Annotated in this window: 13 protein-coding genes; 7 read left to right on the forward strand and 6 right to left on the reverse strand. The window is 57.4% G+C overall.

All coding sequences use genetic code 11. The features are described from left to right. Position 1: 1 nt before the first annotated feature. Positions 2-880, reverse strand: a complete 879-nt coding sequence (gene dapA, locus A3466_RS10180; RefSeq protein WP_063450481.1) for a 4-hydroxy-tetrahydrodipicolinate synthase — start codon at positions 878-880, stop codon at positions 2-4. Between the two features lie 145 nt (positions 881-1,025). On the opposite strand from dapA, the gene A3466_RS10185 reads away from it, so the two are divergent. Together A3466_RS10185 and bcp are read left to right on the forward strand one after the other, a co-directional pair. After that, positions 1,026-1,595, forward strand: coding sequence for a glycine cleavage system transcriptional repressor (locus A3466_RS10185; RefSeq protein WP_046619006.1), 570 nt, complete (start codon positions 1,026-1,028; stop codon positions 1,593-1,595). Next, the gene (gene bcp / locus A3466_RS10190) at positions 1,595-2,065 is read left to right on the forward strand and encodes a thioredoxin-dependent thiol peroxidase (RefSeq protein WP_063450482.1); all 471 of its coding nucleotides are present in this window, start codon (positions 1,595-1,597) and stop codon (positions 2,063-2,065) included. Before A3466_RS10185 ends, bcp begins: the two co-directional genes overlap by 1 nt. Positions 2,066-2,147: 82 nt before the next feature. Here the strand turns inward: bcp and A3466_RS10195 are convergent, their stop codons facing one another. Next, the gene (locus tag A3466_RS10195; RefSeq protein ID WP_003860546.1) at positions 2,148-3,212 is read right to left on the reverse strand and encodes an AI-2E family transporter; all 1,065 of its coding nucleotides are present in this window, start codon (positions 3,210-3,212) and stop codon (positions 2,148-2,150) included. 220 nt (positions 3,213-3,432) lie between these two features. Between A3466_RS10195 and bepA the strand changes: the two genes are divergently transcribed. Next, entirely contained in the window at positions 3,433-4,896 is a 1,464-nt protein-coding gene (bepA, locus tag A3466_RS10200; RefSeq protein ID WP_063450483.1) for a beta-barrel assembly-enhancing protease, read from the forward strand. Positions 4,897-4,909: 13 nt separating this feature from the next. Further along, positions 4,910-5,266: an arsenate reductase (glutaredoxin) gene (arsC, locus tag A3466_RS10205; protein ID WP_063450484.1), complete on the forward strand. Its 357-nt coding sequence runs from the start codon at positions 4,910-4,912 to the stop codon at positions 5,264-5,266. Here the strand turns inward: arsC and A3466_RS10210 are convergent. Further along, on the reverse strand, positions 5,263-6,087 hold the full coding sequence (locus A3466_RS10210) for a helix-turn-helix domain-containing protein (protein ID WP_063450485.1): 825 nt from the start codon (positions 6,085-6,087) through the stop codon (positions 5,263-5,265). The genes arsC and A3466_RS10210 overlap by 4 nt on opposite strands. Positions 6,088-6,234: 147 nt before the next feature. On the opposite strand from A3466_RS10210, the gene celB reads away from it, so the two are divergent. From celB to A3466_RS10225, 3 genes are read left to right on the forward strand one after another with little or no spacing between them, the layout of a single operon-like run. Continuing rightward, a complete protein-coding gene (gene celB, locus A3466_RS10215; protein ID WP_063450486.1) occupies positions 6,235-7,554 on the forward strand; it encodes a PTS cellobiose transporter subunit IIC in 1,320 nt (439 codons plus the stop codon). A gap of 3 nt (positions 7,555-7,557) precedes the next feature. Beyond that, positions 7,558-8,514 (forward strand): N(4)-(beta-N-acetylglucosaminyl)-L-asparaginase, encoded by a 957-nt coding sequence (locus A3466_RS10220; protein WP_063450487.1) that lies wholly within the window; start codon positions 7,558-7,560, stop codon positions 8,512-8,514. Continuing rightward, positions 8,514-9,962, forward strand: coding sequence for a leucyl aminopeptidase family protein (locus A3466_RS10225; RefSeq protein WP_063450488.1), 1,449 nt, complete (start codon positions 8,514-8,516; stop codon positions 9,960-9,962). Before A3466_RS10220 ends, A3466_RS10225 begins: the two co-directional genes overlap by 1 nt. Here the strand turns inward: A3466_RS10225 and A3466_RS10230 are convergent, their stop codons facing one another. The 3 genes from A3466_RS10230 to upp form a co-directional block, all read right to left on the reverse strand. Then, entirely contained in the window at positions 9,963-10,664 is a 702-nt protein-coding gene (locus tag A3466_RS10230; RefSeq protein ID WP_211482948.1) for a DnaA inactivator Hda, read from the reverse strand. A 96-nt stretch (positions 10,665-10,760) separates the two neighbouring features. Beyond that, on the reverse strand, positions 10,761-12,050 hold the full coding sequence (gene uraA, locus A3466_RS10235; protein ID WP_063450489.1) for a uracil permease: 1,290 nt from the start codon (positions 12,048-12,050) through the stop codon (positions 10,761-10,763). A gap of 82 nt (positions 12,051-12,132) precedes the next feature. Further along, on the reverse strand, positions 12,133-12,759 hold the full coding sequence (upp, locus tag A3466_RS10240; protein WP_040074548.1) for a uracil phosphoribosyltransferase: 627 nt from the start codon (positions 12,757-12,759) through the stop codon (positions 12,133-12,135). Between the last annotated feature and the right edge of the window lie 100 nt (positions 12,760-12,859).

Genomic DNA, 12,859 nt, shown 5'->3' on the forward strand with positions numbered 1-12,859 from the left:
TTTACAGCAGACCGGCATGCTTCAGCGCGCCAGCGACAATTTCACGACCGTGGTCGGTAATCGGTGTCATTGGCAGACGCAGCGTGTCGGTTGCTACAAGCCCCAACTCCTTACATGCCCATTTCACTGGGATCGGATTGGGTTCGACAAATAATTTATTGTGCAACGGCATCAGACGCTGATTAATCACGCGAGCTTCATCAAAGTGACCGGCTGCGGCCAGCTTGCACATGTCAGCCATATCGCGCGCCGCAACGTTCGCCGTCACGGAAATCACGCCATTTCCACCGAGCTGCATAAAGTCCAGCGCGGTCGCATCGTCACCGCTCAACAGGATAAAGTCGTCTGAAACCAGCTCTTTGATCTGATGAACGCGGCTTAAGTTCCCTGTCGCCTCTTTAATCCCGATAATATTTTTTACTTTCGAGAGACGGCCAACGGTTTCCGGCAGCATATCGCAACCGGTACGAGACGGCACATTATACAGAATTTGTGGCAAGTCAGTATGTTCGGCGATGGCTTTGAAATGCTGGAACAAACCTTCCTGAGTAGGACGGTTGTAGTAAGGCGTGACCGTCAGACAGCCAACAACGCCGCTGTCGTTAAAACGCTGGGTCAGGCTAATGGCCTCAGCCGTTGCGTTTGCGCCCGTACCCGCGATGACCGGAATACGCCCGTCAGCCAGCTCAAGGGTCAGCATCACAACGTCGCCGTGCTCGTCGTGGCTCAGCGTTGCGGATTCACCGGTAGTCCCTACCGAAACGATCGCCGAGGTTCCATTGGCGACATGGTAATCAATGAGCTTCTTCATGCTTGACCGGCAGACATTACCTTTTTCATCCATCGGTGTAACAAGCGCGACAATACTTCCCGTGAACATGAGCCATCCTCTGTGCGAACAAGAGCCTCAATGTTACGTTTGGAACTGTAATAAAAGCAAGCGACCTGAGGCTCTCAGGCGGTTGTATGCATGTTTTTTTTATGCTTTCCTTAGGAAGACTTAACCACGCAAAGGAAGAACAGGTTTGACAACCTCATCACAACATTACCTGGTTATCACTGCGCTGGGTGCTGACAGGCCGGGTATCGTGAATACCATCACTCGCCACGTGAGCAGCTGCGGCTGCAATATCGAAGACAGCCGGCTGGCTATGCTGGGTGAAGAGTTCACGTTTATTATGCTGCTTTCCGGAACATGGAATGCCATTACCCTCATCGAATCTACCCTGCCGCTGAAGGGCGCAGAGCTGGATTTACTGATTGTGATGAAGCGCACCACCGCGCGCCCGCGTCCGGCTCTGCCTGCCACGGTCTGGGTACAGGTTGAAGTGCCTGATTCACCTCATCTGATTGAACGTTTTACGGCGCTGTTTGACAGCCATCAGATGAACATTGCCGAACTGGTTTCCCGCACGCAGCCGGGTGATGAGCACGCCATCCCGACGCTGTTTATTCAAATTACCGCCCACAGCCCTGCCTCACAGGATGCGTCAAATATCGAGCAAGCATTCAAAGCCCTCTGTACAGAATTACACGCGCAAGGCAGTATAAGCGTCGTCGATTATTCGCAGCACGAACAGGATGGAGTTGAGTAATGAACCCACTGAAAGCCGGTGATATCGCACCGAAATTTAGCTTACCGGATCAAGACGGCGAGCAAGTAAATTTGACCGACTTCCAGGGACAGCGTGTTCTGGTCTATTTCTACCCGAAAGCCATGACGCCGGGCTGTACCGTACAGGCCTGCGGTTTACGCGATAACATGGATGAGTTGAAGAAAGTCGGTGTGGAAGTGCTGGGCATCAGCACCGATAAGCCAGAAAAGCTGTCACGCTTTGCGGAAAAAGAGCTGCTAAACTTCACGCTGCTTTCCGATGAAGACCACCAGGTTTGCGAGCAGTTTGGCGTCTGGGGTGAGAAGTCCTTTATGGGCAAAACCTACGACGGGATCCACCGCATCAGCTTCCTGATTGGCGCTGACGGTAAAGTTGAGCACGTGTTTGACAACTTCAAAACCAGTAATCACCACGACGTGGTGTTGAACTGGCTGAAAGAAAGTGCCTGAAAGTGAGTGTCGGGTGGCGGCTTCGCCTTACCCGACCTACAAGAATAAGTAGGCCGGGTAAGCGCAGCGCCACCCGGCAAAACTACTTCTCTTCCACCGCCGGCACATCCGGCCATGCGTGGACCACGGCTTTAATCAGCGTCGCCAGCGGTATGGCAAAGAACACGCCCCAGAATCCCCACAGACCGCCGAAAATCACCACCGACAGGATAATCACCAGCGGATGCAGGTTAACAGCTTCTGAGAACAGCACCGGCACCAGCAGGTTACCGTCCAGCCCCTGAATGATCAGGTATACCGCGAAGCAGCTCCAGAACTCCGTGCCCAGACCAAACTGGAACAGCGCGACGCCGACGACCGGAATGGTCACCACAAACGCGCCGATGTACGGGATCAGAACCGAGAATCCAACCAGCACCGCCAGCAGCAGCGAATAATTCAGCCCAAAGATCACAAAGCCAATCCAGGTCGCCACGCCCACCACGATCATCTCCAGCACCTTGCCGCGAATGTAGTTGGTGATCTGCTGGTTCATCTCCTGCCAGACCTGCCCGGCCAGGCCGCGATTGCGCGGCAGCACGCGGCGTACCGCGTTCAGCATCTGCTCTTTATCTTTGACCAGGAAGAACACCATCAGCGGCACGAGGACCAGATAGACGGCCAGGGTCAGCAGCCCCACCAGCGAGGCCAGCGAGTACTTCACCACCGAATCGCCCATGGTCATGATGCGGGCGCGCATGTTTTCGGCCATCGCATCGATGATCCCGGCGTCCATCAGCGCGGGATAGCGGCGCGGCAGCGTGGCGGCAAAATCAGACAGTTTATTCAGCATGCCGGGCATATCGCGGATCAGGTAGATCCCCTGCTGCCAGGCGATGGGCATGACCACGAAGGACATCAGCAGCAGAATACCGACAAACAGCACCAGCACGATGCTGGTCGCCCAGCGGCGAGAACAGCCGATATGTTCCAGACGCGCGGTGGGCCACTCCAGCAGATACGCCAGCACGATCGCCACCAGCAGCGGTGCCAGCAGGCCGCTAAAGAAGAACAGGATACCGAATCCGGCAACCAGAATAACCAGTAAAGCAATGGCTTCCGGATCGCTAAACCGACGCCGATACCACTGCATTAACATTTCGAGCATACAACCCTTCCCTGAATCGAATGGCGGGAGTGAGACGGTGAATTGTATCTAACTGTCACAAAAAAGACTTTCCTTTTTGTTTCACTGTCAGGTTTCGCAAAACCCTGATGAATGGGATTTTCTTCATCTCTTAACACGGCTACACTCGCAGGGCAGCGGAGATGAACGTTATGCGGGTTCATCGGTCAAATTAGCACATCCAACATACAGGACAGTGGTTATGTTCAGGCAGTTGAGAAAAACACTGGTTGCGACACTGATTGCCGCCGTGACGGTCGGCCAGGTGTTGCCCGCTTTCGCTGACTCGTCAGATTCATTGCCGGACATGGGCACCACGGCAGGAAGCACGCTCTCCATCGGGCAGGAGATGCAGATGGGGGATTATTACGTTCGCCAGCTGCGAGGCAGTGCTCCGCTGATCAACGACCCTTTGCTGGTCCAGTACATTAACGGTCTGGGGATGCGGCTGGTGGCGCACGCGGACTCGGTAAAAACGCCCTTCCACTTCTTCTTAATCAATAACGACGAAATCAATGCCTTCGCCTTCTTTGGCGGGAACGTGGTGCTGCATTCGGCGTTATTCCGTTATTCCGATAACGAAAGCCAGCTGGCGTCAGTCATGGCGCACGAAATTTCGCACGTTACCCAGCGCCATCTGGCGCGTGCGATGGAAGACCAGAAGCGTAACGCCCCGCTAACGTGGGTGGGCGCGCTGGGCTCTATTCTGCTGGCGATGGCCAGCCCGCAGGCCGGGATGGCGGCCCTGACCGGGACACTGGCGGGAACGCGTCAGGGGATGATCAGCTTTACCCAGCAGAACGAACAGGAGGCAGACCGCATCGGCATTCAGGTTTTACAGCGTGCAGGCTTTGACCCGCAGGCCATGCCGAGCTTCCTGGAAAAACTGCTCGACCAGGCACGCTACTCGTCGCGTCCCCCTGAAATTCTGTTGACCCACCCGCTGCCGGAAAGCCGCCTCTCGGATGCGCGTAACCGTGCCAACCAGATGCGTCCGGTGGTTGTGCAGTCCTCGCAGGATTTCTACATGGCAAAAGTGAGAACGCTTGGCATGTACAACTCCGGGCGTAATCAGCTCACCAGCGATCTGCTGGACGCGCTGGCGAAAGGCAACGTGCGCGAGAAAAACGCGGCGCAGTATGGTCAGGCGCTCCAGGCTATGGAGGCCAGCAAATATGATGAAGCGCGTAAAGCGCTACAGCCGCTTCTGGCGGCGGCCCCAAATAACCCCTGGTATCTCGACCTCGCCACCGATATCGATCTGGGACAGAAAAAAGCGACCGATGCGATTAATCGCCTGAAGGGAGCGAAAGATCTTCGTAACAATCCGGTATTGCAGCTTAACCTGGCGAACGCTTATTTACAGGGCGGCCAGCCCGGCGAGGCGGTGACCATTCTGAACCGCTACACCTTTAACAATAAAGACGACCAGAACGGCTGGGAGCTGCTCGCCCAGGCGCAGGGGCAACTGGGTAACCGCGATCAGGAGCTGGCTGCGCGTGCGGAAGGTCTGGCGCTGGCGGGCCGCCTCGACCAGGCCATTTCCCTGTTGAGCAGCGCCAGTTCACAGGTGAAGCTCGGCAGCCTGCAACAGGCCCGCTATGACGCGCGGATCGACCAGCTGCGCGGCCTGCAACAACGCTTTAAGCCGTACGAGAAGATGTAATAAAGGAGAAGTCATGACAGACGCGGTAAAAATTTACCATAACCCTCGCTGCTCCAAGAGCCGCGACACCCTCAGCCTGCTGAAGTCTAACGGCATCGAACCGGAAGTGGTGCTGTATCTGGAGACGCCGCCGGATGCGCAGACGATCCGTCAGCTGCTTAAGATGCTCGATATGGGCAGCGCGCGCGAGCTGATGCGTCAGAAAGAAGATCTGTATAAGTCGCTCAATCTGAACGATAAAACTCTCACTGAAGAGCGGCTGATTCAGGCAATGGTCGATAATCCAAAGCTGATTGAGCGTCCGATTGTGGTGGCGAACGGCAAGGCGCGTATCGGTCGTCCGCCGGAAGACGTGCTCGAGATCGTCTAATCGTTACGCCGCAGCGCTTCCAGAAACGCCTGCGGCGTACGCTCTCCCAGCTTTTTCTGCGCTTTCCCCCGGTTGTAATACTCACACAGTTGAATCAACAGCTCTCCCATCGGTTCTTTGTTCACCCGTGGAATGATGTCGCGTAACGGCAGCGCGACCCGTACGGCGCGGATTTGATGCGGGTGCGCTTTCACGCTAACGCTGTGCACCGGCAGCGTCACCGCCAGTCCAAAAGTCTCAACAGATTGAATATCTGCCGGACACGCTTCCAGCACCTCATTCGCCCAGTGGGTTAACAACTGCGGGGAAACGCCGGCATAAAGCCGGGCGTAGCACCAGCCGCTGACGGGTTCACGCGCCCAGAGCAGGTGTTGCTCGCCACCGTCGTCCATATGCAGCGACAGCGGCTGATGATGCAGGAGTAGTTTCTGCGGCATGATGCCGGCCTTCAGCGCCTTTTTACCCTGCAACAACGCCCCCTTTTGTTTTACCGAAGCCGGCTTGAGGTAGCGGTTCAGGGTCGCGCGGGAAACGGCGATCCCGAGCCCGTCATTCACCAACAGCAGCAGCTCATCCAGCGGCGCACCGGTGATATCCCGCAGGGCATTTATCAATGCCGCCTGCTCCTGTCTCAACGCCTTGTGTATCACTTTTGGCGTAGTGTGGTTATCCGATACCTGGTCACGGTTGCGCCAGCGCCTGACGGTGGTGACCGAGATCCCCAGCTCAGTGGCCAGCTCTCTGTCGCTTTTATCGGACTGCTGAAGGTAGCGACGGATACGCGGCGTGGTCGTGGCGTTGGCATGCAGTTTGATTTCCATCGCGTCTCTCTCCGCAACTAATCTTATGAGATTTATTATGCAGCAGCGAATGCTTTGTGACCGATTTCACCTTTCGCGCGCCGCGCTTCACTGATAATCCACAGACATAACATAAACCACACCCCTCAATCTTGTACGGAGTTCACAATGAACAATGTTCTGGGATTTCTTGAAGCAAAACTGATGCCGCTGGCGGCGAAAACAGCCCAACAGCGCCATCTTGGGGCCATTCGTGGGGCCTACGTTTCATTCATGCCGTTTATCATCGTCGGCTCCATCCTGCTGGTGATCTCCTCTTTTCCTAACCAGGCCTATCAGCATTTTATGTCTCAGGCCTTTGGTGACAGCTGGAGCGCGATTATTGAGATCCCGTTCAACGCGGTGTTCTCGACCATGTCGCTGTTTATCAGCTTCCTGGTGGCCTACCGCCTGGCAGAACACTACGGCGAGGACCGCATCTCCTGCGGCATTCTGGCGCTGGTCGCGTTTCTGATCCTGACGCCTTTTATCAAAGTGGCGGAAAACGGCGGTATTACCGTGATGCCGGTGGAGTGGATCGGCAGCAAAGGGCTGTTCGTGGCGATGATCGGTTCCCTGCTGTGGACGGAACTGTTCTGCTGGCTGAAGCGCAAAAAGCTGATCATCAAAATGCCGGACGGCGTGCCTCCGGCGGTACAGGAGTCGTTCGCGGCGCTGATCCCGGCCCTGCTGGTGATGATTCTGGTGCTTATCATCCGCATCATCTTCGAAAACACCCATTACAGCACCATCCACCAGTTTATTTATGAAGTGGTTGCTACCCCGGTGCGCCACTACGGCACCTCCTATTTCGGTGCGCTGATGACGGTATTCAGCATCACCATTCTCTGGTCAGTGGGCATTAACTCCGGTTCGATGATCAACGGCATTATTCGCCCGCTGTGGATGGAGAACCAGACCGACAATATCGCCGCGATCCAGGCGGGCACGACGCCGCCGCACATTATCACGGAACAGTTTTTTGACATGATCTGGATGGGCGGCGCGGGGGCTACGCTGTCGCTGGTGATTGCGATGCTGATTTTCGCCCGCAGTAAAAACATGCGTGAAGTGGCTCGCCTCGGCGCAGGGGCATCAGTGTTTAACATCAACGAGCCGATCCTGTTTGGCCTGCCGGTGATCATGAACCCCATCATGCTTATTCCATTCAACCTCGTGCCGCTGGTGCTGGTCACCGTGCAGTATGCGGCAATGAAGGTTGGCGCGGTCGCCGTCACCACCGGGGTGTTTATCCCCTGGACGCTGCCGCCGGTGATCAGCGGTTTTATCGTCACCGGCCACCTGAGCGGCAGCGTGATGCAGCTGATCAACCTGCTGATTGGCGCCATGCTGTACCTGCCTTTCATGCGTATCGTGGATAAACAGTACCGCGCCGCGGAACTGACCACGGTGACGCAAACCGACACCACCCTTGCAAAACAGGAGTAAAGCATGTGGGGAATTATCGCAACCTGGCGAATGGCGCTTGAAGGGGTAACGGAGTCTGCGTCTGCCCTGGCGGCGGGAAAACCGGTCGCTGCGGCGGTGGTTGATGCCGTCGCGGCCGTGGAGGACTTCCCGCTGTATAAATCCGTCGGCTACGGCGGGCTGCCTACCGAAAACGGTGAGGTGGAGCTGGACGCGGCGTATATGGACGGCGACACGCTGGCGTTCGGTGCCGTGGGGAACCTGGTGGATATCGCCAACCCGGTGCGCGTGGCGCACGCGCTCAGCCGCCAGCGCTACAACAGCCTGCTGGTCGGCCAGGGCGCGCGCGAGTGGGCGCTGAGCCAGGGCTTTACCGACAAAACCATGCTCACGGATCGCGCCATGCAGCACTACCGCAAGCGCTGCCGCGAGACGCTGGATAAAGGCTTAAGCCCGTACGACGGACACGACACCGTCGGCGTTATCGGCCTCGATAAGCAGGGATCGATGAGCGTTGCCACCTCCACCAGCGGCCTGTTCATGAAAAAACGCGGTCGCCTCGGGGACTCGCCGATTATCGGCTCCGGCTTTTACTGCGACAGCGAAACCGGGGCGGCCACCGCTACGGGCGTAGGGGAAGATCTGATGAAAGGCTGCACCAGCTACGAAATCGTTCGTCGGATGGCGCAGGGCATGACGCCGCAGCAGGCGGCGGATTCGGTCGTCTTTGAACTGGAAGACAGGCTAATGTCGCGCTTTGGCCGCGCGGGCGATCTCTCCGTGGTGTGCATGAACAACAGAGGCGAGTTTGGCGCCGCAACCAACATCAAAACCTTCTCGTTTGTGGTGGCGACGGCCCGCCAGCCGCTCACGGTTTTTCGTACCGAGCGCCTGAGCGAGAAAACGCATTATCACGTGGTAGACGAGGCGTGGATGCAGGCCTATGCCGCGCGGATCCGCGCGCCCATTGAGGAGTCATGATGATTACGTATCAGTTTATCAGTACGCTTGCGGACGCGAAGCCGAACAGCCATTTGATTGCGCGCTCGGCCAGTTCTCTGTTACCGGAAAGCGCGCTTGTCGATGAAATGCGCCAGCAAAACACCGTTGCGGATACGCGCTTTGGCTGCGCGCCGTTTGCCCGCATCACCCTGCTACCGGATGCGCTCTGGCATGACGCCCTGACCGAAGGGCTGCTCGCTGCCCTGCGGCCGCTGCTTGCCGCCCCCGCCAGCGCCGATATCGTGCTGGACGTGACGGATATCGACGAGGTGGTGCTGGCGCAGGTGCTGCGATTTCTCTTTAATCAGGCGCACAGGCTGAGCGATCTGAAGCTGAAGAAAACGGACGACGCGGTGCGTCTTACGTGCATCACCGCCCTCTGCCTGCCGGAACAGCGGGCGAAGCTGGAGACAATCTTCCGCCAGCAGCAGGCCATTGCCCTCGGCATGGTCGCGGCACGGCGGCTGGCGGATATACCGTCTGACCGCTGTACGCCCCAGTTTATGATCGAAGAGGCGCAAAAACTGTGTGCCACCTACCCTGCCCTGCGCTGCGAGGTGCTGAACGAAAAGGATATTGTTGAGCAGGGTCTTGGGCTGCTGCACGCGGTTGGCAAAGGGGCGGCCTGCCCGCCGCGTCTGCTGGCTGTTCACTATAACGGTGTCTCTGACGGCCCGGTACGCTGCTATGTCGGTAAAGGTATTACCTTTGACACCGGCGGCCTGTGGCTGAAGGAAGGCGCGGGCATGTACACCATGAAATATGACATGTGCGGCGCGGCTAACGTGCTCGGGCTGATGCTGACCGTTGCGGAGCTGAAATTGCCCGTACGCATCATGGGCGTGCTGGCGCTTGCAGAAAACGCCATCGGCCCGGAGGCGATGCAGCCCGGCACGGTGGCAACGGCCTGCAACGGCACCACCGTTGAAATTAACAATACCGATGCCGAGGGCCGGTTGGTGCTGGCCGACGCCATCGCCTGGGCCAGCCAGCGGCACCCGCAGGCCCGCTATATCATTGATATGGCAACGTTAACGGGCGCGGTGGTGAAAGCGCTGGGGTATGAGCTGAGCGGATTAATGACGCAGGATGAACCGCTGCGCGAAGCGTTGACGGGGGCTGGAAAACGGAGCGGTGACGAGGTGTGGTCGCTGCCGCTGGATGCGCGGCTGAAAAAGCAGACCGACAGCGCCATCGCCGATCTGTGCAACACGCCGACCAACAATGCGGCGATCAGCGCGTCGGCGGCGTGGCTGCTGCACCACTTCTGCCCGCCGACGATCCCGTGGGCGCATCTGGATATCAGCGGAACGGCGCTATGGCGGGAGAACGGCAGAAGCGTGGCGTCGGGAAGGCCGATTCCACTGCTGGTGGAGCACCTGGTGGGGGATCTTAGCCGGGTGACGGCTGCGCCTTACCCGGCATAACTACAGCTTAAGAATATCTTTCACAAACGGAATGGTCAGCTTGCGCTGGGCGGTAATGGACGCGCGATCGAGCTGATCGAGCGTATCAAAGAGCGTGCGCATCTCGCGATCCAGCCGCTTCAGCAGGAAACGGCCCACGTCTTCCGGCAGTTCGAAGCCGCGCAGTCTTGCCCGCAGCTGAAGCGCCTGGAGTTTGTCCTCATCCGACAGCGGTTGCAGCTTGTAGATTTGCCCCCAGTCCAGACGAGACGCCAGATCCGGCAGCCCAAGATTAAGCTGACGCGGTGGACGATCGCCGGTGATCAGCAGCCGGGTTTTGCCCGACTCCAGAATACGGTTATAGAGGTTAAAGATTGCCATTTCCCACGGCTCATCCCCCGCCACGCATTCAATATTATCGATGCAGACCAGGGAGAGATGTTCCATGCCCTCAAGCACTTCAGGCACAAACCAGGTACGTTTATCCAGCGGCACGTAGCCGACCGCATCGCCGCGCGCCGAAAGCTCGGCACAGGCCGCATGCAGCAGGTGGCTGCGCCCCGCGCCTTCGCGTGACCAGATATAGATGTATCCGCTGTGTTCCTGGCGCAGCACGTTTTGCAGTGCAGCCAGCAAAGAGGGGTTATCACCCGGCCAGAAACTCGCGAAAGTTTCATCGTCAGGGAGATAAAGTGGCAGAGAGAGCTGTGCCGGTCCGTTCAGAAATACCTCAACCAGAGATCTTACATAAAATCGGAATGGAGTTTAACACGGAACCTGCAAGGAGAGAACCGGGCGATCCGTCGCCCGGCATGACGATCAATGAGGCGCTTTTTCGCTTTCGTCCGCGTCCAGGACCACCTCTTCCGGGCGGATCACCGAGATCAGCTTGAAAATCAGGCTGAGGCCGACGCCCACGATAGTCGCCAGCGCCATGCCCTTCAGCTCCGCTGCGCCGATGTGCACCTTCGCACCGCTCACCCCGATAATCAGGATAACGGAGGTCAGGATCAGGTTCTGCGCTTTGCTGTAATCCACTTTGGATTCAATCAGCACGCGAATACCGGAGGCACCGATCACCCCGTACAGCAGCAGCGAGACGCCGCCCATCACCGGCACCGGGATAATCTGGATCGCTGCCGCCAGTTTACCGACGCAGGAGAGCAGAATGGCGATGATTGCCGCGCCGCCGATAACCCAGGTGCTGTAAACGCGGGTAATCGCCATTACGCCGATGTTCTCGCCGTATGTGGTGTTTGGCGTGGAGCCGAAGAAGCCGGAGATGATGGTGGAGAAACCGTTGGCAAACATGGAGCGATGCAGCCCCGGGTCGCGGATCAGGTCGCGCTTCACGATGTTCGCCGTCACCACCAGGTGGCCGACGTGCTCGGCAATTACCACAAGCGCGGCAGGCAGAATGGTGAAGATAGCAAACCATTCGAAGCGTGGGGTGTAGAAGGTAGGCAGCGCGAACCAGTGCGCCTCGGCAATCGGTGTGGTATCCACAACGCCCATCACGAAGGAGAGCGCGTAGCCCGCCAGCACGCCAATCAGGATCGGGATAATCGCCATAAAGCCGCGGAACAGCACGGAGCCGAACACCGTCACGCCCAGCGTCACCAGCGAAATAATGATGGTTTTGGAATCCGGTGACTGACCGTCCGCCGGCAGCAGGCCGGCCATGTTCGCCGCCACGCCAGCCAGCTCCAGACCGATGACGGCAACGATGGCGCCCATCGCCGCAGGCGGGAACATCACGTCCAGCCACCCGGTGCCCGCTTTCTTCACGATGAAGGAGACCAGGCAGAACAGCACGCCGCACATGATAAAGCCGCCCAGCGCGACCTCATAACCCAGCGGCAACAGCAGCAGTACCGGAGAAATAAAGGCGAAGCTCGACCCGAGATAGGCCGGAATTTTGCCTTTACAGATAAAGAGGTAAAGCAGCGTACCGACGCCGTTGAACAGCAGCACGGTAGCCGGGTTAATGTGAAACAGGATTGGCACCAGCACGGTTGCGCCAAACATGGCGAACAGGTGCTGCAAACTAAGCGGGATTGTCTGTAAAAGCGGCGGTCTTTCACTCACCCCGATAGCACGGCGCGTCATAGTGTTTTCCTCTGAGTGTTATTGTTGGTTTTTATTCAAAAAAAAGCCGACTATCAAAGTCGGCTTTTTTATCGTTATTCGATTATTTAGTACCAAAAATCTTATCGCCGGCATCGCCAAGCCCCGGGATGATGTACCCGTGCTCGTTCAGCCCCTGGTCGACGGATGCGGTATACAGTTCAACGTCCGGGTGCGCTTTTTCCAGCGCCGCGATCCCTTCCGGCGCTGCGACCAGGACCAGGACTTTAATGCTGCTGCATCCGGCTTTTTTCAGCAGGTCGATGGTGGCGATCATCGAACCACCGGTCGCCAGCATAGGGTCAACCACCAGCGCCATACGCTCGTCGATGTTAGAGACCAGCTTCTGGAAGTACGGGACCGGCTCAAGGGTCTCTTCGTCACGGTAGATACCCACCACGCTGATACGCGCACTTGGCACGTGCTCCAGTACGCCTTCCATCATGCCCAGACCCGCACGCAGGATTGGCACCACGGTAATTTTTTTACCTTTGATCTGCTCAACCTGTACCGGACCGTTCCAGCCTTCGATGGTCACTTTTTCCGTTTCCAGATCGGAGGTTGCTTCGTAGGTCAGCAGGCTGCCCACTTCAGAAGCCAGTTCGCGAAAACGCTTCGTGCTGATGTCATGCTCACGCATCAGGCCCAACTTGTGTTTAACGAGTGGGTGTTTCACTTCCACAATCTTCATTCTCTTTCTCCTCTGAGGTGGCATCCGCAAAAAAATCGCGGGATTATACCGCTTTTTTCGGATTGCGCCATACCCAACTTGCTTGACGTACATCAATCAA

It is taken from the genome of Enterobacter genomosp. S (assembly GCF_001631805.1).
Lineage (GTDB): Bacteria > Pseudomonadota > Gammaproteobacteria > Enterobacterales > Enterobacteriaceae > Enterobacter > Enterobacter quasihormaechei.